This is a genomic window from Rhizobium leguminosarum (genome assembly GCF_002953715.1).
In the GTDB taxonomy this organism is placed as follows: Bacteria; Pseudomonadota; Alphaproteobacteria; order Rhizobiales; family Rhizobiaceae; genus Rhizobium; species Rhizobium leguminosarum_V.
In genome coordinates this window covers 1,553,507-1,574,220 of the sequence record NZ_CP025012.1, presented here as the reverse complement: position 1 = coordinate 1,574,220, position 20,714 = coordinate 1,553,507, and the positions used below count along the sequence as shown (strand labels likewise).

Annotated in this window: 19 protein-coding genes and 1 tRNA gene; 12 read left to right on the top strand and 8 right to left on the bottom strand. The window is 59.2% G+C overall.

Annotated elements, in window-relative coordinates; all coding sequences use genetic code 11:
* Positions 1 to 22: 22 nt before the first annotated feature.
* Positions 23 to 97 (top strand) — tRNA-Asn (locus tag CUJ84_RS08010).
* A gap of 104 nt (positions 98 to 201) precedes the next feature.
* Here CUJ84_RS08010 and CUJ84_RS08005 read toward each other — a convergent pair.
* The 4 genes from CUJ84_RS08005 to CUJ84_RS07990 all read right to left on the bottom strand — a co-directional run bounded on the left by CUJ84_RS08005 (position 202) and on the right by CUJ84_RS07990 (position 3,165).
* Positions 202 to 822, bottom strand: coding sequence for a hypothetical protein (locus CUJ84_RS08005; RefSeq protein ID WP_158686911.1), 621 nt, complete (start codon positions 820 to 822; stop codon positions 202 to 204).
* Between the two features lie 203 nt (positions 823 to 1,025).
* Positions 1,026 to 1,868 carry a hypothetical protein gene (locus CUJ84_RS08000; RefSeq protein ID WP_105005804.1) on the bottom strand — a complete coding sequence of 281 codons (843 nt, stop codon included), beginning with the start codon at positions 1,866 to 1,868 and terminating at the stop codon, positions 1,026 to 1,028.
* A 260-nt stretch (positions 1,869 to 2,128) separates the two neighbouring features.
* Positions 2,129 to 2,443, bottom strand: coding sequence for a sunset domain-containing protein (locus tag CUJ84_RS38645; protein WP_105008119.1), 315 nt, complete (start codon positions 2,441 to 2,443; stop codon positions 2,129 to 2,131).
* Between the two features lie 368 nt (positions 2,444 to 2,811).
* Positions 2,812 to 3,165: a hypothetical protein gene (locus tag CUJ84_RS07990; RefSeq protein WP_158686910.1), complete on the bottom strand. Its 354-nt coding sequence runs from the start codon at positions 3,163 to 3,165 to the stop codon at positions 2,812 to 2,814.
* Positions 3,166 to 3,464: 299 nt separating this feature from the next.
* On the opposite strand from CUJ84_RS07990, the gene CUJ84_RS07985 reads away from it, so the two are divergent.
* Entirely contained in the window at positions 3,465 to 4,358 is an 894-nt protein-coding gene (locus CUJ84_RS07985; RefSeq protein ID WP_105005802.1) for a restriction endonuclease, read from the top strand.
* Positions 4,359 to 4,909: 551 nt separating this feature from the next.
* A complete protein-coding gene (locus tag CUJ84_RS07980) occupies positions 4,910 to 5,164 on the top strand; it encodes a hypothetical protein (RefSeq protein ID WP_105005801.1) in 255 nt (84 codons plus the stop codon).
* A gap of 262 nt (positions 5,165 to 5,426) precedes the next feature.
* Here CUJ84_RS07980 and CUJ84_RS38640 read toward each other — a convergent pair whose 3' ends face one another.
* Positions 5,427 to 5,606: a hypothetical protein gene (locus CUJ84_RS38640; protein WP_003558829.1), complete on the bottom strand. Its 180-nt coding sequence runs from the start codon at positions 5,604 to 5,606 to the stop codon at positions 5,427 to 5,429.
* Between the two features lie 336 nt (positions 5,607 to 5,942).
* Here CUJ84_RS38640 and CUJ84_RS07965 point away from each other — a divergent pair, with 336 nt between their 5' ends.
* The 3 genes from CUJ84_RS07965 (at position 5,943) to CUJ84_RS07955 (ending at position 10,372) form a co-directional block, all read left to right on the top strand.
* Positions 5,943 to 6,839: a hypothetical protein gene (locus CUJ84_RS07965; RefSeq protein ID WP_105005799.1), complete on the top strand. Its 897-nt coding sequence runs from the start codon at positions 5,943 to 5,945 to the stop codon at positions 6,837 to 6,839.
* A gap of 206 nt (positions 6,840 to 7,045) precedes the next feature.
* The gene (locus CUJ84_RS07960) at positions 7,046 to 9,163 is read left to right on the top strand and encodes a catalase (RefSeq protein ID WP_105005798.1); all 2,118 of its coding nucleotides are present in this window, start codon (positions 7,046 to 7,048) and stop codon (positions 9,161 to 9,163) included.
* A 120-nt stretch (positions 9,164 to 9,283) separates the two neighbouring features.
* On the top strand, positions 9,284 to 10,372 hold the full coding sequence (locus tag CUJ84_RS07955; RefSeq protein WP_105005797.1) for an extracellular catalytic domain type 1 short-chain-length polyhydroxyalkanoate depolymerase: 1,089 nt from the start codon (positions 9,284 to 9,286) through the stop codon (positions 10,370 to 10,372).
* Positions 10,373 to 10,408: 36 nt separating this feature from the next.
* Here CUJ84_RS07955 and CUJ84_RS07950 read toward each other — a convergent pair whose 3' ends face one another.
* On the bottom strand, positions 10,409 to 10,708 hold the full coding sequence (locus CUJ84_RS07950) for a DUF6074 family protein (RefSeq protein WP_105005796.1): 300 nt from the start codon (positions 10,706 to 10,708) through the stop codon (positions 10,409 to 10,411).
* 109 nt (positions 10,709 to 10,817) lie between these two features.
* The gene (locus tag CUJ84_RS07945; protein WP_105005795.1) at positions 10,818 to 12,839 is read right to left on the bottom strand and encodes an adenine deaminase; all 2,022 of its coding nucleotides are present in this window, start codon (positions 12,837 to 12,839) and stop codon (positions 10,818 to 10,820) included.
* 73 nt (positions 12,840 to 12,912) lie between these two features.
* Here CUJ84_RS07945 and CUJ84_RS07940 point away from each other — a divergent pair, with 73 nt between their 5' ends.
* From CUJ84_RS07940 to CUJ84_RS07915, 6 genes are all read left to right on the top strand, one after another.
* Complete coding sequence (locus tag CUJ84_RS07940) at positions 12,913 to 13,953, top strand: ABC transporter substrate-binding protein (protein ID WP_105005794.1); 1,041 nt, start codon at positions 12,913 to 12,915, stop codon at positions 13,951 to 13,953.
* A gap of 133 nt (positions 13,954 to 14,086) precedes the next feature.
* The gene (locus CUJ84_RS07935) at positions 14,087 to 14,911 is read left to right on the top strand and encodes an ABC transporter permease (RefSeq protein WP_003558806.1); all 825 of its coding nucleotides are present in this window, start codon (positions 14,087 to 14,089) and stop codon (positions 14,909 to 14,911) included.
* Positions 14,908 to 15,699, top strand: coding sequence for an ABC transporter permease (locus tag CUJ84_RS07930; RefSeq protein WP_105005793.1), 792 nt, complete (start codon positions 14,908 to 14,910; stop codon positions 15,697 to 15,699). The genes CUJ84_RS07935 and CUJ84_RS07930 overlap by 4 nt, the downstream gene beginning before the upstream one ends.
* A gap of 7 nt (positions 15,700 to 15,706) precedes the next feature.
* Positions 15,707 to 16,765: an ABC transporter ATP-binding protein gene (locus CUJ84_RS07925; RefSeq protein ID WP_003558802.1), complete on the top strand. Its 1,059-nt coding sequence runs from the start codon at positions 15,707 to 15,709 to the stop codon at positions 16,763 to 16,765.
* A 17-nt stretch (positions 16,766 to 16,782) separates the two neighbouring features.
* Entirely contained in the window at positions 16,783 to 18,180 is a 1,398-nt protein-coding gene (locus CUJ84_RS07920) for a dipeptidase (RefSeq protein WP_003558800.1), read from the top strand.
* 138 nt (positions 18,181 to 18,318) lie between these two features.
* The gene (locus CUJ84_RS07915) at positions 18,319 to 19,584 is read left to right on the top strand and encodes a glycerate kinase type-2 family protein (protein ID WP_105005792.1); all 1,266 of its coding nucleotides are present in this window, start codon (positions 18,319 to 18,321) and stop codon (positions 19,582 to 19,584) included.
* Between the two features lie 87 nt (positions 19,585 to 19,671).
* Here the strand turns inward: CUJ84_RS07915 and CUJ84_RS07910 are convergent, their stop codons facing one another.
* Positions 19,672 to 20,628, bottom strand: coding sequence for an NAD-dependent epimerase/dehydratase family protein (locus CUJ84_RS07910; protein WP_199788791.1), 957 nt, complete (start codon positions 20,626 to 20,628; stop codon positions 19,672 to 19,674).
* Between the last annotated feature and the right edge of the window lie 86 nt (positions 20,629 to 20,714).

The following is a 20,714-nucleotide window of genomic DNA, read 5'->3' as shown; positions in this document are numbered from 1 at the left end:
CTCACACCGCGCCAAGCAGTGATCCCTGGTAGCTCAGCGGTAGAGCATTCGACTGTTAATCGACAGGTCGCCGGTTCGAATCCGGCCCGGGGAGCCATTTTTCAAGTTAAGCGCCTGTTTCGTTGAGAATTCCGAATGCAGGCGCTTTCTTCCCCGTTTTCCCTCCCCGCTTTTGACGTCTTTCTTTGCCTCTTGGCTTCGCTACCATTTATCCAACGCGCTGACGCAAACCACCCCGATATCTCCATGCAATGCGGCAGCGGCGAATTTCGGCGGCTGCGGCTCACCCCAAGCCTTCGCCCAACGTAAGTCTACTATCGCTTCCTCTTCGTCGGCCGATAGTTGATTTGTCTGCCGTGCCAGCTCTTGGTCCACGAACATTTGATTATGGAATCGGCGATAAAGCGAACCCGGCGACGAACAATCGGAGACGATTGGTCCGTAGAAGAATATTACGAGGTATGCGTAGTCAAGGCCGGAGCCCGATCGGAGCCGCATGTAATCGGCCAAGATCTGACCAAGGTCGAATTTGGGACTTGATTGAACGCGAGGCATGCGCACGGCTTTATATTCCAAAGCAGTCGCGCTGCCTGCTATTAGGCAATCTACCCTCCCATGTGTCCGGTTGTGGTAGCGCTGCTCAACGCCAACAACGTGGAGCGGAAGCTCTGGTTTCCAATCGATTCGCTTGCTGTCGAGTTGCTCATGAAATGCGCCGGCGAACACAGCTTCGATCCCTGTTGTCCTCCCATGCTGCATCACGGTCTTGATGTGGGAGCAGATGGCCTCAGCGTTAGCTTGCAGCGCTTGATCAAGATGCAATCTAAGCTTCGATAGTCTCACAACTTTACTTCTCTGAATCATTTTAAAGAACGTTAAAGCAGAGAAAGCAGCTCGCCGTCTGTTTCGCAACCGACCTCTGTCGATTTTTGCATTCGCCCCGATGATCGAATGGACGGATCGCGCGTGGAACTTGGCTGGATAACAGTCAAGTCGTACCTCTTGTCGTACCGCCCCTTAGCAGACTACTGCAAAGACGGTGGATCGACCCTCAGCTGGGGCGGTAGGCTTTGAAGCGCCAGTTCGGACTGATGCTCCTTTGTCTTGCGCACAAGATCTGCTGCCTTACGAGCCGCAGCAAAATCGTAATCGTCACCGGCTATTGACTTCATCAACTCGAAGAAGATCACTTCCTCAAGCTGCCCGGTCAGCCAATACGAAGCGTGATCCGGACTTTTCTCGATATACCCTCGTTGATGAGGCAACACTTCTTGCACCATGGCATTTATGTCAGTGTGATCCTTCATTAGATTTTTTGGGGACATACCCGACTTAATTACTGCCAGCACCATGGACGACCGCGCGGACAAGCTGGCAATCGCCTGATAGGCAAGCCAAGCTCGCGGGGGTACGAAGAGCCGCTGCGAGCCGACCGATGACAATGGATTCTTGCTAAGGCTTTCGGGGTTTTGACCGTCCCATAGCATCTTGGCCATGTCCCTCACGCCATCAGCCTCACGGCCGCCGCGCTCCATCAAATCGCTAATGGCGTCCATGCGAGCCACCTGGGCGAACATGGTGGACATGCTGTAGCTTCGCTGAAATAGGGTTGCAGACCACAAGGTTTCTGCGGCTTGCTGCCGTCTTTTGATCAGATCAATGTTTCTGGCTGATTGTGCATTCAAGATGTTTGATCTAACGCTCTGCAACTCACTTTCGCTTTCCCGGAGATCAGACTTCAATTTCTCAATTTGGCGATCAAAGGCGTGCTTTACGGAGTTTTCGACCAGTGATTTCACGATTGCGCCACCGATGCCAGCTGCAGCAAGACTCGACAGGATCGCCGGCCCCCAAACGTTCCAGTCCATCTGCTATTCTCCCCATCTTCATCCTATCGGGTGGTGGCACGAGCACTTGGGAATGGAAAGTCCAATGCAACGAACAATCGTTGCAGCCAATAGTTTCTATGTGATTCCACGCGGGAGTGGTAAAGCGCGAAACGAGCGCCATTGCGGCCGGAGCAGCGGATTACCAGCAGGCGGCTACCGGCCTCGTGCTTGGCGTCGGCGCTTAGCATTCAGCTAGAAACGGAAAAGCCCCCGCCGGTGAATTCGACGACGGCAAGACTTCATACATTCGACTTCCGCCATCCTGCGGCCCACGCCTCGAATTCGGAACAGAACCAGCGTTCTCCAGATTGAGGGCTAATTTTCGTCTGCGAGTAATACTTCTGACCCGGCACGTGGAAAATACGCTCGCCGGTCTCGGTGCTGATGTTGCCTTTGATGTCGCAGGAGGCGCTGGTACCGCTGCTGAATGACGCAACAAAGTCAGTTGCGGTTATGGCACCACCCGCGCCATCTGCCAGCGCGCCGACTAATAGGCCTGGATACGACAGGACCGATCGCCGCGTCGGCCGTTGATAGCTCGAGCGACAGCGCATGCCCCTCCCCTCGAAGTTTCGCGGCATGTTGGTAGTGCCTAGCGCACATCAGCAAAAGCTGTACAAACGGGTTAGTCGGAGGGGAACTGCCTGCAGTCAACAGAACCGGCCGGCGCGCTGCTTGTGTTGGCGCAGGTGGTGATCGCGCCGGCCATCGGTGAACCGCTAAATTCTGACCTGCCGCCTCAGCCATGCCGCCTCATTTCGACGAGCCGAGGGGGCAGATGGAGTAGCGGCAACGACTTGCCGAACGACGCGGTCTTTGAACTGGAAGTCGATAATTAGGTGCTTGCCCTCGCGCACAAGCGTCCAACTGTAGGCTCCGGCTTCGGCAGCGAGTAGTTTGATTTCGCGGCTGACGGCGGGCTTCAAGGCTTAAAGCCTGCACGATAGAACGGGTGGCCGGTACCGGTTCCGAAGTCTGCGCTCCACAAGTCGTTGCGGAATCCAATGAGGTCAAAAAGCGCTTGTCGAACTGCCATGGGCTCATCTGACATGTCGCCTTCCGGATCCTCAATCAAGATGACAGCAAGGCGAAACTTGTTGGCGATATCGGTTTCGCTGGTGATCGGCGCGTCAATTATCGCTTTTCGTATAGAGGCAGCGGCGTCTCCTAGAGCATCCATCGCATCGTCCGGCATCGGCACGCAGAGCGAGCGCAACCGGACGATTTCAGCATGCAAAGCTAGCATTCGGCCAGTGAAAGCTTCGGGATGCGGCATAGCTTTATAAACCTCGAATAGGGGCCGCGCTTCAGGCGGCCGGTTAAGACCATCATGCGTTTCCCTTTTCGGTGGTAGTAACTGGCGGGAGAGCCATTTACGGTTTGGTGAGCCGCGTAATCTTCATGGCACAACCGAACCCAACCGTCAATAGGAAACTTGATCTAAGACAATGTTTTTATTGACAAATTTGTCAAGATCTTCGACGTCAATGTCGCAACCTGTGAATATATTTACGGGGTCTCGACTTCGCGCCTGCGTAGTGAGAGGATTTGAAACTCACAAGGGGGACCACATCCGTGAAGCTTCCACAGGCGGACTTCAAGGGGCTGGAGCAACTAGTAGCCAAAATACAAAAATTATTGGCGCCTCAATCTGAGGTCTCGCATAATGTTATGCTCGATGGTTATAGCAGTAAGCGAAAGCGTCAGATCGATGTTTTAGTGCGAGACAGGATCGGGCAATACGAGTTCCTCATCGTGATTGACTGCAAAGACTACAAATCGCCGGTCGACGTTAAGGGCGTCGAAGAGTTCAATGGACTCGTGCAAGACGTCAGAGCACAGCGAGGCGTGCTGGTCTGCCCGCGGAGCTTTACCAAAGCCGCAAAGGCGCGCGCACAAGATCTGCAAATTGACCTTTATAGTCCGGTTGATACCGATATCCATAAATGGACTGCGCGCGTAACGATGCCGGCAATCTGCGATTATCGGTCGGCTGCGATGTCATTTGGAATTAGCTGCTCTTCACTATATCCCCTCATGATTGCGGACGGTTTCTTCGACAAGGCGGAGATACACGATCCTCAAGGCACCCCATTGGGAACTCCGCTAGAAGTAGCGGCCAGGAAGTGGGGTAAGGGACAATTCCCAACTGAAGTGGGCGACCATGAGGAAGTCCCGATATTCGACACAGATGTTACGCTAATGGACAACGGTTATGGATTACGCGTCCCAGTGAATTTGTTTGTCGGCTTGCATGTGACCAGTGAGCTATATTTCGGCCAATATCCGATTTTGAAATTTTCCGGTTTCAAGGACGAAATCGGAGGGGGCATCATATCGAATGCCTTTACGATCGGAATGCTGGATCCGAACCACGTGGAGAGGCAATGGAAGAAGCTTGACAGCTTTGCGCAGGCGCCCATATCGCCGGCTCTTGTAATGACAGGCCTAGTTAGCTGGGTGGACTAGTGGAAGGAGCCTGCGATCTCTGGATAAGCGCTGCTCGCCCAACGCCCATATAGTATGTTTGCACTATACCGCGCCGCCCTCCGCCCTGCTAGAAATCCCGTCGCCAGAGCCGCAAGGCGATAGCACTTGGTAGGGTACCCTCTTGGGCGGTCCATGCAATCGCACTGTCTTTCGATCGACTGACCGATCAGCCAGGCAACTAGCGCCCTCAAAGCACGTGTCGTGCTTCTCGTCGTACCCTGGTTATTGCGCCTCCCTCACCTAGCCCTAAATCAGCACCCCCTAATCCTTGCGAAAATTCACGAGGCGGATAAATTCAATCTATCAGATGGCTTTTGCTGGTGACCACGGATGTACTGGCACCCTGCTAATGCAATCAAAGAAGGGTCGGCGCGAGCATTCGCCCGACCCTTTCTTTTTATCCAAGACCATCCCTGCCCGGGTCGCCATCCGCGCGCACATCGCCGTCAAGCCGGCGGCCTAGTCATGTGCATTTACGATGAGTAGGCAACCGCTGGCCAACCAACCGCCGGCGGTGTAAAGCAAACGCCATGGCGCTAGATCCTGAAAAAGCATTTTTAGATTACAGTGCGGCGGACTGCAGCATGCAGTTTTGGACCGCCAACGCACCGGCCGTGCAATTCACGTCTTTGGAAGCCGCCGTCAGGTTCGCAAAAGACCATGGCGGCAGGTGGGAAGAGATTGAGATAACAGTCCATCTGCCGCGCGAGGACATCGTATTCGCCACCGGAAAAGTGCATCAACTCATTGATGCTTTACCAGGTGACCTCCGGAAAAAACCGTAATGAAGTGGATCGGCAGTCAATAGGACCGCCGACGCTCCGCCGGGCGCAGCGAAACACATACTATCGCCACAGCACCGGGATAAATCACGGCCATGGCTTTGGGTATGGCGATAGGAATCGGAATAGGCGCCGCAGTCGGGCCGACGCTGTTCGATGACGCCGCGATCGGCGCCGCCGTCGGGGCTGTCATCAAACGGAAATGACCGCCCGCCTGACGCTCCGGACGATCCCGTTTATTGTACGGGCAAAGAGTCGGCCACCTTTAATAGCTGCACGAACGGCCGTCGCCGGGTCGGAATCCATCGGCGCAAGCCGGGTTCATTGAATCTCCCGGCTGATATCCTGACGCCGAGCCATATGAATTCGGCGGCGTCGAGCAGGCCGAGGTCATGGCGGCAAGGCTGATTGCTCCGGCTGCTACAAATGCCCGAAATTTGTTCATCGATGCCTCTCCAGTTTAGGTTGTGACCGAGTGACGAGAGCTTCTGCTCTCTCCTGCCAAAATCACCTTGTCCCGCAAGATATGGCGCTCTCTTCGCCAGACGTCAGCTCCGAACGCGCAAGATTCTTATCGAGCTCGATCAGCTCCGCATGAAGATCGTCGATGACCAAGCCGGCCGGGAACAAAGACCGTGGTTCAAAGTTGAGTGGCATCAACCACGTAACGTCAGTTTCTGACAGGAGGTCTTTCATGGGTCGCGGTATTCTGCTTTGGCTGCTTGGTGTTCCACTGCCGATCATCATCCTTCTTGCTCTGTTTATGCGATAGGGACAGATCATGTCGGTTTCAATGACAGGTTCCGGAGAGATTGCTACTCCGGTCGAATCCTCCAAATCCGCCATGACATGGGGGCCCATCTTCGGAGGCGCCGCTGCTGCCATCGGCGTGACCCTCATTCTTTTGCTGCTTGGATCCGGGGTTGGGTTGACGATGGTGTCGCCCTGGTCGGGGCAAAGCAGCTCGCTCGGCACGGTCGGGGTGACGGCGGCGATCTGGCTCGTTGTCGTCCAATGGCTCTCCTCCGGGCTCGGAGGCTATATCACCGGCCGGCTGCGCACGAAGTGGGCGGCTGTCCACACCGACGAGGTGTTCTTCCGCGACACTGCGCATGGCTTCATCAGCTGGGCGCTGGCGACGATCTTCGTTGCCGGCTTTCTAGCGTCGTCGCTGACCTCGCTTGCCGGTGCGGGCGCACAAGCCGTGGGCTCGGCCGCCACCGCCGCAGGTACGGTAGCGTCATCGACGGCATCGGCCACGGATCTGCCCACCGCCTATTTTACCGACGCTTTGCTGCGTCCTGAACAGGCCCGTGCAGGAGCAACATCCGATGATACTACGGCAACGGCCGAGGTCTCCCGCATCCTCCTCAACGGTGCGGCCGCAGGCCAGATCCCCGATGACGACAAGGCCTATCTTGCCACCATCGTCTCTGCTCGCACCGGTCTTTCCGAGGCCGATGCACGCACCCGCGTCGACACTGTGCTGAAGCGCATCGACGACGCCAAGGTCGCCGCCCAGAAAGCTGCCGATGAGGCACGCAAGGCGGCCTCCACCACAGCATTGCTCGGGGCGTTGTCACTTCTGATCGGGGCTTTCATCGCTGCTGCCGCCGCAGCGTTTGGTGGGTCGCAACGCGACGAAGAGGAAGATCTCATCGTTACCTCCCGGATCTAAGGCCGCGTAGCTAAGGATCAACGGAAACCGGGGCGCAGGGTCGAAAGGCCACGCGCCCCCTTTATGTAGGGCCATCCCCGGCTCTGCTGTGGTTGGATCATCGTCTGCCCCCAGGCCTTTTTCTCAGTGGCGGTTTATTTCGCATCAAGCGGAACATGTGGCCGTCGTGGAGCTTCGGTTAGGTAAACCCTTTCCGGAGAATATAGATGGCCAAGAAGACCTCCCAAACCTCGCACTCGGACAAAGCAACGATCCATGATCAGAAAGTGCACCGGGGTGCAGGCGGCGAGCTTCATCAGTTTGCCGAAGACGGCATGCCGGTGCTGACCACAGCGCAAGGCGGCCCCGTTTCCGACGATCAGAATACGCTTCGCATTGGCGCCCGTGGCCCTGCCCTCATCGACGACTTCCACTTCCGTGAAAAGATCTTTCATTTCGACCACGAGCGCATTCCCGAGCGGGTGGTGCATGCGCGTGGCTATGGAGCCCATGGCTACTTCGAAACATATGAATCCCTGGCCGCCTATACCCGCGCCGATCTTTTCCAGCGGCCCGGCGAAAAGACGCCGGCCTTCGTGCGGTTTTCGACCGTTGCCGGCAGCAAGGGTTCCTTCGATCTGGCGCGCGACGTGCGTGGTTTCGCAGTGAAGATCTACACCCAGCAGGGAAATTGGGATCTGGTCGGCAACAACATCCCCGTTTTCTTCATTCAGGACGCGATCAAGTTTCCCGACGTCATTCATTCCGTAAAGCCGGAACCCGACAGGCAATTTCCGCAGGCGCAGTCGGCGCATGACAATTTCTGGGACTTCATCACCCTCACGCCCGAAAGCATGCACATGATCATGTGGGTGATGTCGGACCGCGCCATTCCGCGGTCGTTCCGGTTCATGGAGGGTTTCGGCGTTCATACCTTCCGCTTCGTCAATGCAGCGGATGAATCGACCTTCGTCAAATTCCATTGGAAACCGAAGCTTGGGCTGCAGTCCGTCGCCTGGAACGAGGCAGTCAAAATCAATGGGGCCGATCCGGATTTCCATCGCCGCGACCTCTGGCAGTCAATCCAGTCGGGAGCCTTCCCGGAATGGGAACTCTGCGTGCAGCTTTTCGATCAGGATTTCGCCGATACGTTCGACTTCGACATCCTCGATCCGACGAAGCTCATTCCCGAGGAGATCCTTCCGGTCAAACCGATCGGCCGTCTCGTGCTCGACCGAATGCCAGAGAACTTTTTTGCAGAGACCGAGCAGGTCGCGTTCATGACGCAGAACGTTCCCCCCGGCATCGACTTCAGCAATGATCCGCTGCTGCAGGGACGAAACTTCTCCTATCTCGATACGCAGTTGAAACGTCTGGGTGGGCCGAATTTCACCCATCTGCCGATCAACGCGCCGAAGTGTCCCTTCCATAATTTTCAGCAGGATGGCCATATGGCGATGCGCAATCCTGTCGGGCGCGTCAATTACCAGCCGAATTCCTGGAATCAGGGGCCGCGGGAATCGCCGGTTCAGGGCTATCGGCACTTCCCGGCCGAAGAACGGGGTCCCAAGGTTCGGCTGCGCCCGGAAAGCTTTGCCGATCATTACAGCCAGGCCCGGCAGTTCTACATCAGCCAGACTCCGCCGGAGCAACGCCATATCGCCGCGGCGCTGATCTTCGAACTGAGCAAGGTCGAAACACCGGTCATTCGTGAGCGTATGGTCTCGCATCTGATGAACATCGATGAGACGCTGGCCAGCAAGGTCGGCCACGCAATCGGCTTCAAATCGATGCCCAAACCTGCCGATGCCGCCATGCCGACGCGGCAGGATCTCGAGCCGTCGCCGGCGCTGAGTATCATCGAACGCGGTCCGAAGCGGTTCGAAGGACGCAAGCTCGGCATTCTTGTCAGCGATGGCACCGATGCCGCTGTCTTCAAGGCGCTGCTTGCCGAGATCACCGAGCAGAAGGCAACATTCGAAGTGATCGCGCCAAAGATCGGCGGCGTGACGCTCTCGGACGGCAATTGGATCGAAGCACATCAGATGATCGACGGCGGACCTTCGGTACTTTACGACGCCGTCGCCCTCCTCCCCTCGGCCGAGGGAACCGGCGATCTCATGAAGGAGGCAACGGCCCGCGATTTCGTGGCGGACGCCTTCGTACACTGCAAGTTCATCGGCTATGTGGAAACAGCGCTGCCGCTGATGCAGAAGGCCGGAATTGCCGATTCACTGGATGAGGGCGTGATTGCGCTCGGAGCGGCGAAGGACGTTCCGGCTTTTATCAAGGCGCTTGGCAAACTGCGTGTCTGGGGCCGGGAGCCATCGGTCAAATTGAATTGACCGTCTCCTCGTCATGTCCGCACCATCGAAAAACATTGTGCACCGCAGCAACTTTTTCGTAGACTGACGCGTTTAGTTCAGCATCACCGCCATCCCGGCTGCTGATTGGCGGAGACTTTCATGAGATCTATGTCAGACACCCTCGCACGCCTTGCTGCGCTGCGGGGAACCCTTCGCGCCCAACCTACGCAGGACAACGCCGATCTTGTCGCCTTGGACGCATTTGGCTCAAACCCGGGCGCCTTAGGGGGCTACACCTATTTGCCGTCGAAGCGCGGGAAAAACATGGCCCTGGTCGTTGTCCTGCACGGCTGCACCCAGACTGCCGCCGGGTATGATATCGGGTCCGGGTGGTCGCGATTGGCCGAGGACTATGGCTTCGCGCTGCTGTTTCCCGAACAACGACGGGCAAACAATCCAAACCTCTGCTTCAATTGGTTTAACCCGGAGGACATCCGCCGGGATCACGGCGAGGTCTTTTCCATTCGACAGATGATCGCAAAGGTCGTTGCGGAACACGGTATCGACGGCAGGCGCGTGTTCGTGACCGGGCTTTCGGCGGGTGGCGCCATGGCCGCCTCCATGCTCGCCACTTATCCCGAGGTTTTTGCCGGCGGCGCGATCATTGCGGGCCTCCCATATGCAAGTGCCGCGACCATTCCCGAGGCGTTCGACCGGATGCGCGGTCACGGCGGTCCGACCGGCAAAGAGCTTGAACTGCGGTTGAGAAACGCTTCAGGGCACAAAGGCCCGTGGCCGACATTGTCACTCTGGCAGGGAACCGCAGACAGAACCGTCGTGCCATCCAATGCGAATGCGATCGTGGAGCAATGGAAAAATATCCATGGCGTCGATGCGTCGCCGGGGCGCGTCGAAGATAACGGACGACATCAGCGAAAGGTCTGGACCGATGCTCACGGTGTCGAAGTGATCGAGCTCTATGCGATTGCCGGGATGGATCACGGCACCCCGCTCGATGTCGGCACCGGCTACGGGGCAAGCGGCCCCTTCATGCTTGACGTCGGAATTTCCTCGACCGTCGAAATTGCCAGGTCCTGGGGTCTGGTTCCATCATTTGAAAAACGGCGCAACGCGAAACCCTCTGCGCAACCGGAAAACGCCGCAGACCCATTCGGCGCGGGCAGCGACCGTGGCGGCATTCAGAAGGTCATTGAAGACGCCCTCCGGTCCGCTGGACTGATGCGCTAATCTCAAGGCATAGGACGGCGATCGGCGAGATTGCCGCTATCGGTTTTGAGACTTGGGCAGTGGTCCGTTTTGATGGCTGAAGACGAGTTCGCTCTGGACATCTTGCTGAAACTGCAGCACCCGCTGACCGACATCACTCTCCGGCAGCCCGGCCGCCAGAAGCTGATCGGCAAGCCTGCGGCATTCGGCTTTCCAGAATTCTATCGCATCTGCGCCATGCCGCCGGCCGAGTTCGCGCGCGCAGCGCTCGATATTGGCAGTTCCGGTTCCAGCGGGAAAGGCAATAACTCTGCCTTCATTGGCGCCGGCAGGCCGGCGGGTCATTTCAGTAGCCATCGAACACAGGTTCCATTGATCCTGTTCGTTGTCTACGGGACTATGGTTAATGCTTTCTATTTGCTGCAGTAAGAAGATCAATCAGGTGGAATTTTGGCGGGCCGCAATGTCACCAGACGATCGGATGGGTTTTGCCGGTGAGCACGTTGACGAACCCCTCCGGCGCCAACTCCGACGGCGCGACCAGGACCCAGCGCCAGGGCGAGCAAGTCAGCGTCGCAAATGACAGGCGTTCGGGAAAGCCCGGCCACCATCGGGGCGAAAAGGTCGGCTCGTACATCCAGTCGATCCCGGCGCCGGCCGCATAAAGGGCCTGCATCTCCGCATCCAGCGCTTCGGCCGAACGCGCCGTCATCAGGCCGCCAACCTCGTAGCGAACGCGGGCGAGAATCTTGCCGCCGGAGACCAGCGCCCAACCACCCTGCTGCTCGTTCAGGGCATTGACAGCCATCGCCATCGCCTTATCCGATGAGCCGACCGTCCAGATATTGTGCTTGTCGTGCCCGAGCGTGGAGGCGAGCGCCGTCTCGGGCGTGCGTGGTCCGGTGCCCAGCCAGAACATCCTGGAGACCTTGGCCTCCCCGGAGAACCGGTCGACAATCGAGAATTTGGTGACATTGCGCGCGGGATCCCGCTGTACGACGCCATCCTCCACCGGCAATTCCATGGTGATGAAATCGTCGTGCCAGTGAAACGGCCGCAAAAGTGCTGCGTTGACCGTGGTCCGGTTCGGCGGCGCCTCGATACGGAAATCGTCAGCCGTGACCGTCCTGTCTATGTTCACGGTGCGCGTCGCCCATTGCGGCCAATCGATTTCAGGACGCACGCCAATGAAGGTCGCACCCTCGGATACGGGACGTCCGTCCGCCCACACTTTTTCGATCGACAGGCTGGCGACGTCGCTGAGAAGAACGATATCGGCGAAACGGCCCGGCGCGATCGATCCGACCCAAGGCGTCAGCCGCATATGGCGCGCCGGATTGAGGGTGACGCACTGGATGGCGATCTCCGGCGCAAGGCCGTTTTCAATGGCGAGCCGCACATTGTGGTCGGTCGCGCCGATTTTCAACGTGTCCGAGGCGCTGCGGTCGTCGGTCACCAGGGCGACCTGCGACCAGTCCGTCAGCCCCTTGTCGATCAGCCCGCGGATGACCTCCGGCAGGGAATGCGGCCTGAGCTCGATGAAAAGACCGTGGAGGAGCTTCTGCCAGATCTCATCGAGAAACCAGCCTTCGTGATCGGAGGCGAGACCCGCTGCGGCGAACGCATTGATCGAGGCCATGTCGCACAGTCCGGCACCGTGGCCTTCGACCACCCCGCGCTGCTCGAAGGTCGCACCGATCATGCCCCACAGCCGATCGTAGGAAGGATTGCCGGGATCGGATATGGACGGCCAGTCCATGACCTCGTCGAGCCCGGCGACCATCAGGCTTTCAGAAAGGAAGGCCTTCTGCTCATCGTAGCCGAACCAGCCGCCACCCCACTCATAGGCGGTCGGCGGGACGGCGGAGCCAGGCAGGGGAAAGATTTTCATCGGCGATCCGCGCCGGCGCGCTTCCAGCCAAAATTCCAGATTACGGGCGCCGTTGACATTGGAAAATTCGTGGCTCGCCTCACATGTCCAGGTCACGCCATGCGGCATCACCAAAGCCGCCTCCCATTCCGGCGTCAGATGGGAGCTTTCGATATGTTTGTGGGCCTCGCCGAAGCCCGGCACGGCCGCAAGATCGGGCTCCGAGAACCGCTCGCTTACTTCGCCTGCATAACTGCCGGCGGGGCCGACATAGGCGATGCGGCGGCCCTTGATGACGATCTCCTGATCGTCGAGCCAGGTCCTCGAATGGACATCAAGCAACCTGCCCACTCGCAACAACCTGTCGGCGGGCCGGCGTCCGAGCGCCGTCAGCACAAGATCCTGGCGCGTCACCACCTCGTCAGACGCGTTGATCAGCAGATCATCGGGAAGAGGAGCAATGCGCGAAGTGGCCATGAATGGAATGCCCGTGAGAAGCTGGAATCGCCGGACCGTAAAGACCACACGCCGATGTGTAAAGCGATGCTCCGGTCTTGGAAAATTCTCGGCACAAGAGCGTATTTGCCCAAGTATTGAGCTTGCGACCCGACCGATCAAAAAATAGTATCCCTCAAATCCAGGGGGTATGATCCCGATTATCAACGCCGTTTTTCACAGAAGGACATTGCTCATGAAGGCCAGCCGTATTGCCCGAATCCTGTCTCTTGCGCTGCTTGCCGCCGTCGGGGGCACCGCTGCGGCACAGGCGCAATCGAAGACGCTGACCATCTCCTGGTGGGGCTATAACGGCGAGAAGATGAATGCGAACATCATCACGCCCTTCAAGAAGATCTGTGGCTGCGAGATCGTGTTCGAGACCGGTAACAATGCCGACCGGCTCAACAAGCTGAAATTGCGCGACGGCAAGGGCGTCGATGTCATCTATCTCACCGACAGCTTCTCGCAGCTCGGCATCGAACAGGGATTGTTCCAGGAAGTCGACGCGTCGAAGATCCCCAACCTTGCGGATATCTACGAGCTGGGCAAGGCGCCTCAGGGCAAATACGGGCCCGCCTATACGATCGGACGCGTCGGCATCGTCTATGACTCCGCCAAGGTCAATCCGCCGATCACCGCCTGGGGCGACCTGTGGCGCGACGATCTGAAAAGCTCCGTCTCCTTGCCCGGAATCACCACTACGGCCGGCCCGCTGGTCGTGCTGGAAGCCGGCAAGCATGGCGGCGCGGATGCCTATGAAGACGCCGACAAGGCCTTTTCGGAAATCGAGGCACTGAAGCCCAATGTCGTCAAGAACTACAACACCGGCTCGGAGCTGGTGAACCTGATATCAACAGGCGAAGTTCGCGTTGCGCTGGCCCAGGACTTTACCCTGGCATCGATGCAGGCGGCCGTTCCGACGATGACATGGGCCAAGCTCAAGGACGGCGACATCGCGACGCTGAACACCGTGAACATCCCGAAGGGTTCGGAAAATGTTGAACTCGCGCATCAGTTCATCAACTTCATCCTGTCCAAAGAAGTCCAGCAGGCTGAAGCCGAACAAGGCGTCGATGCGCCGATCTCGACAAAGGTCAGCCTGACACCGAACCAGGCGAAGATCTGGACCTATGGCCCGGATATGGTCGCGAGCCTTACCCGAATCGACTATGCCAAGATGAACGCTGCCAAGGCCGACTGGATCGACCGCTGGAACGAAGTCTTCGGTCAGTAAGCTGCGCGATATCCGGCCTGAGGCCGGTTTCTTGCCAGTCCTGGGCCAGACCTAGGCCAGACATGGAAGCGCCGCACATCCGAATCCGAGATGCGGCGCGCTCCTGATATCAGGACCTGCCACGAGTTTTAAGATGAAGCATTTTGCCAAGTGGGGATTGACGATGCCGGCGACGATTGCGGTCGTTGTGCTTCTCATCATTCCCGTGGCCATCACCATCGCGGCGACATTTGCGGAACCGAAGGGCGTGTTTGCGCCCTATGTGACATTCTTCAGCAGCGGCTTTCGGCGGGCGGTTCTTTATCGGACGCTGGAGGTCGCCCTGGTCACGACGGCGATTTCGCTCACCGTCGGTTTCATCACCGCCTATGTGATCGCGCAGATGCCCGGTCGCGCAAAGAGCATCATGATCATCGCGGCGGTTTTTCCGCTGCTGACCGGTGTCGTCGTCCGATCCTTCGCATGGCTGATCATTCTCGGGAAGAACGGCATCCTGAACGCCATGCTGATCTCGACCGGCATTATCGGGGAGCCGCTTTCGATGCTCTACACCGAAGGCTCGGTGATCGTCGCCATGGTCTATCTCTTCGTTCCCCTGATGATCCTGACGCTGGTCGGGGTGCTTGAAGGCATCCCGCGCGATCTGATCGACGCCGCCGCCTCGCTCGGCGCGAAACCGCTGATGACATTCTTTCAGGTGATCCTGCCGCTCGCGACACCCGGCCTCATCGTCGGCGCGGTCCTGGTCTTCACCGGCAGCTTCACCTCCTATGCGACACCGCAACTGCTCGGCGGAGAAAAGCAGATGATGATGGGGACCTTCCTCTATCAGCGCGCCATGGTGACTTTCGACTGGGTCGGCGCATCGACGATTGCCGCCATCATGGTGGTGTTGACGCTCGGCGTCGTCCTCATCATGAGCCGCATCGCACGCCGGCTCAATCCGATGGCGGTGTGATGGACAGGCGCATTCACCCGCTCCTCGCCGCCTTCGCGGCCTGCGTTTTCTTCTTCCTGCTCGCACCGCTGGTCATCATCATCAGTGCGGCCTTCAGCGACACGACCTATCTAACCTTCCCGCCGCAGGGCCTGACATTGCGGTGGTTCGTCAATATCTTCGAGATTGAGGCCTTCCGCACGACTGCGCTCACCAGCCTGCAGATCGCCTTTTTCGGCACGGCGCTCTCTCTGCTGATCGGCGTCCCGGCGGCCTATGCGATCAACCGCTACCGGGTGGAATTGCCGCGCTGGCTTTCCACCATTTTCGTCCTGCCGATCCTGGTGCCGGAGATCGTCTTCGGATTTTCGCTGATGAAATCGGTGACGATAGGCCTCGGGCTGCCGATCTTCATCAGCCTGCTGGTTGGCCATGCGCTGCTGATCCTGCCCTATTCGGTGCGTGTCGTCGGCGCCAGCCTGGCGGCCTTCGATTTTTCCGTCGAGGAGGCGGCGATCAGCCTGGGTTGCCCACCGCTGAAAACCTTCCTGACCGTGGTCCTGCCGAATATCCGCGCCGGGGTCATTGCTGCCTTCATCCTCGCCTTCATCACCTCGATCAACGACGTGTCGGTTTCGGTCTTCTTGACCGGGCCGGGCATCTCGACGCTGCCGATCCAGATCCTTGCGCATATGGAACAATTCTTCGATCCGACGATCGCGTCGGTATCGGTGCTGCTGATGTTCGTAACAGTCGGCGTCATGGCCGTCGTTGAGGCCACGCTCGGCCTCACCTTCCTGACAAAGTAGAACGCTCTTGACCGTATCCCTCACCATCGATTCCATCTCCGCCCATTACGGCAGCACGCAGGTGCTCAAGGATCTGTCCATCTCAATCATGGCCGGGGAACTGGTCTCCCTGCTGGGCTCCAGCGGCTGCGGCAAGACGACGACATTGCGCCTCGTGGCCGGTTTTCTGCAGCCGACCGGCGGCAGCATCAAGCTCGGCGAGCGCGACCTGACCGGCCTCCCCGCGCATGCGCGCGACATCGGCCTGGTCTTTCAGAACTACGCGCTTTTTCCTCATCTGAGTGTGCAGGACAATGTTGCCTTCGGCTTGAGACAGCGTCGTATTCCCCAGCCGGAACGGACGAAAAGAACGATGGCCATGCTGGAGCGCGTCGGCCTTTCCGCCCTCGCCGACCGCCTGCCATCGGCTCTGTCGGGCGGTCAGAAACAGCGCGTGGCTCTCGCCCGGGCCCTGGTCATCGAGCCGCCGCTTCTGATGTTCGACGAGCCGCTTTCCAACCTGGATGCAAAGCTCAGGATCGACATGCGCGTCGAGATCAGGCAGCTCCAGCGCGCCAATGGCACGACATCGCTTTACGTCACCCACGACCAGGAAGAGGCATTCTCGATCTCCGACAGGGTGGCGATCATGAATGCCGGGCGCATCATGCAGCTTGACGCGCCGGAGGTGCTCTATCGCCAGCCGGCCAACGCCTTCGTCGCCCGTTTCGTCGGCTTCGAGAACCTGATCGGCATGAAGGTGACCACGCGCAACGGCGCGCTTGTGACCGCCGAAACAACGGGCGGAGCGCGGCTGCAGCTGTCTCAGGAAACATTCGGACCGATCAAGGACGACTTCGTCCTGGCCTGCCGCGCAGACGGTCTTGCCGTCAGCCGTGACGGTGATGGCATCGCCGCCGTGCTCGGCACGCGCACCTATCTCGGCCGGGCCTATCAGTACAAATGCACGACGGCCGCAGGAGAGATCACCGCCAATGGGGCGCTGTCCGATCCGCTGGAAACAGGGGCGTCCGCCGTGCTGACGCCTGTAGCAGAGCAATGCTGCATTCTCGATCCGGAAGATTGAAACGCTGAGGAGAGACGATGACTAGTGCCATGGATCAAGATATCGATGCCGTTCTTGCCCATGTGGACCAAAGCCTCGATGGTAGCCTGGCGCGGCTTTTCGAGCTGATCCGCATTCCGAGCGTCTCGACAGACCCCGCCTATCGCGATCACTGCCGCACTGCTGCCGAATGGCTGAGCCGGGATCTGGCTGCCATCGGCTTCGAAGCATCGGTACGCAAAACGACCGGCCATCCAATGGTCGTCGCCCATGAAAAGGCGGCATCTGGACCGCATCTGCTGTTTTACGGCCATTACGATGTCCAGCCGGTCGATCCGCTGGCGCTGTGGACGAGCGATCCGTTCGAGCCGCGCATGGAAGCCTTGCCGAACGGCGATACCGCGATCGTGGCGCGCGGCGCTTCCGACGACAAGGGACAGTTGATGACCTTCGTCGAAGCCTGCCGCGCCTGGAAGAGCGTCACCGGAAAACTGCCGGTGCAGGTGAGCGTGCTGTTCGAAGGTGAGGAAGAGGCCGGCAGCCCGAGCCTCGCACCCTTTCTGGATGCCACGGCGGACGAGTTGAAGGCCGATGCGGTTTTCGTCTGCGACACGGATATGTGGGATCGCGAAACGCCTGCCGTCACAACGATGCTGCGTGGTATCTACACCACGGAAATCGAGGTCACCTGCGCCAATCTAGATCTGCATTCCGGCATGTTCGGCAATGCCGCGCGCAATCCGCTGCAGGTATTGTCAGACGTCGTTTCGAGCCTGCGGCGAGCCGATGGCGGCGTCGCGGTCGAGGGATTCTATGATGGCGTGAAAGAGCTCCCCGACGCCATCAAGGCGCTGTGGAAAAGACTGCCCTTCGACGAGGAGGCCTTTCTCGGCGATATCGGCCTGAGAGATCCGGCCGGCGAGGCAGGCCGTTCCGTCCTCGAACAGATCTGGGCGCGGCCGAGCTGCGAGATCAACGGTATGATTGGCGGCTATACAGGCGAAGGCTTCAAGACGGTCATTCCGGCGACGGCAAGAGCCAAGATTTCGTTTCGCCTGGTTGAAGGACAGGATCCCCAGGCGATCCGCGATGCCTTCCAGCGGCACGTGCGCGCCCGTATCCCTAGGGATTGTTCGGTCTGCTTCAGGGATTACGGGCTTTCGCCGGCAACCGTCATGCCGATCGATAGTCCGTTTCTCACCAGGACGCTTCAGGCGCTTTCGACAGAATGGCAATGCGAAGCAGCCCTTGCCGGCACGGGAGGCTCGATTCCCATCGTCGGCGACTTCAAACGCCGGCTCGGATGCGATGCCCTCCTGGTCGGCTTCGCCCGCTTCGACAACCGCGTCCACAGCCCGAACGAAAAATACGATCTCTCCAGCTTCCATAAAGGCATACGATCCTGGGTCCGCATCCTGGCCGCCCTCGCCGACTGACGCGAGTGTACCGCGCCACGCGGATTTTCGAGAGCCGCAAAAGGCGCTGTAACACTTTGAACTGCTGCATTATGCAGTAGGCTATGGTGCAACAAGCGCCCCACATCACCATCGATACCGAGGCAGCAGAGACTACCGATGACGATAACCGCTCCCCGCGATTTCCTGAAAAGCCTGTTCGACGCAGCAGTTCGCGCCGCCGATCCGCTGACCGGCATCAAGGCGCATCTGCCCGACAGGCCGAAGGGAAGGACCGTGGTAATCGGCGCCGGCAAGGGCGCGGCGCAGATGGCACGGGCGCTCGAAAGCGTCTGGGACGGACCGCTCGAAGGTGTGGTGGTCACCCGCTACGGCTATGGCTGCGAGACACGCGGCATCGAGATTATCGAGGCCGCCCATCCGGTGCCGGATGCGGCTGGCCTTGCCGCCGCAAAGCGGCTGACCGAGACGGTGAACGGGCTGACGGAAGACGATCTGGTGATCGCGCTGATCTGCGGCGGCGGCTCGGCGCTGCTGCCCGCCCCACCGGACGGGCTGACCCTTGAAGACGAGATCGCGCTCAACGAAATGCTGCTTGCCTCGGGCGCGCCGATTTCGGCGATGAATGTCGTGCGCAAGCATCTCTCCACCATCAAGGGCGGAAGACTTGCAGCAGCGACCAAAGCAAGGGTCGTCAGTCTGATCGTCTCCGACATTCCTGGCGACAACCCGGCCCACGTTGCCTCCGGGCCGACGGTCCCTGATGGTTCGACACGGCACGATGCGCTCGAGATCATCAGGCAATACGGATTGCAGCTGCCGCGGGCCGCATTCGACCATCTGAACTCGGCGAAGGCCAATGCACCGCGGCCGGACGATCCTGTCTTTGCAGGCCACGAGTATCATATCATCGCCTCGGCCAGCGTGTCGCTGGAGGCCGCGGCGGCCCTGGCGAAATCGCAGGGGATCGAGCCGGCGATCCTTTCCGATGCGATCGAGGGGGAATCGCGCGACGTGGCGCTGGTGCATGCGGCGATTGCCCGCGAGGTGTTGGGCCGCAACAGGCCGTTTTCCAAGCCGGTCATCATTCTTTCCGGCGGCGAGACGACGGTGACGCTGAGAGCCAGGGGTGGCAAGGGCGGACGCAATGGGGAATTCGCGCTCGCCATGGCGCTTGCGATCGACGGACAGGAGGGCGTTCATGTTCTCGCCGCCGACACGGACGGGATCGACGGCTCGGAGGATAATGCCGGCGCCTTTGCCGATGGCGACACGGTGAGGCGCCTGCGCGCCGCCGGGCTCGATCCGCGCCGGCTGCTCGACGGCAATGATAGCTATTCGGGCTTTGCGGCCACCGGCGATCTCTTCGAAACCGGCCCGACCGGAACCAATGTCAATGATTTCAGGGCTATCCTGATCCGTTAGAGCAATTTCAGGAAAAGTGCGAAGCGGTTTTCCGTCCGGAATTGCGTAAAACAAAAGCAGCCGACCGCTACGCGCGGCGCTGGCGGATCAGGTCTCGATCCGCCCCTGCTCGACCAGCCAACCGACCGATTCCTGCACCGCCTGCAGGGAGGTGTATCTCGGAGTGTAGCCGAGCAGGCGTCCGGCTTTGGCGATCGAGCAATTCGGGCTGCGGGCGATATGTTCCCAGGTCGCCTTCGCATCCTCAGCCGTCTGACTTTCGGCCCAAGCGTCGAATGGAGCGAAGCTCAGCTTCGGTTCGTGCCCGAACCAGCGAGACATGGATTCGGCATAACCGCGAAGGGTCAATGCCTGCTCCGAAACCGCGTGGAAACTTTCGCCGGTCGACGCATTCCAGTTGGCGATCGCATCCATGAACATCGCCGCCACGTCATCGGCATGGACGTGATGAACGGTCTCCAAGCCGAAATGGGGCAGCGCCAGGGTCTCTCCGCGGGCAAGGGTTGAAAAGACCTGCAGGTTGAAATTGCCGGCCGGATTGAGCGGCGTCCAGCCGGGACCGACAATGTGCCCGGGATGGATGATGGTTGCCGGAAATCCGCGAAGCCTTGCCTGCTGCAGCAGATAGGTTTCGATTGCCGCCTTCTGCGTCCCATAGTCGCCGAAGGGAAATTTCGGCGTCTCCTCCAGCGTGGGTACGACTGTCGAATGGCCATGCGTCCAGATCGTGCCGGTATGCAGGAAGTGACCGACATGCCCCGACAGCGCCGTCACCAGATGCTCGGCACTTTCCAGCGTGAAGCAGATCATGTCGATGACGATGTCGGCTTTCACACCACGTACGGCTTGGCCGAAATCACCCGTCCGCTCCATGGCTGCCCGATCTAGCTGACGCTGATCGACGGCAGCCCAGGCGTGGTTTGCCGTATAGGGCTTTGCTGTGCCGCGGCTGATCGTGACGACGTCGTGACCGGCTTCCACCAGACGGGGAACGAGATAGGTTCCGACATGGCCCGTTGCTCCGATTACCAAAACCCGCATCATCGTTCCTCCCTTAGCATTTCCGTGTTGAATATGCCGCGCTTAGGTGATCCTGCAAGCAGACTTTTCGTGATCAAGGGGCTGGACCA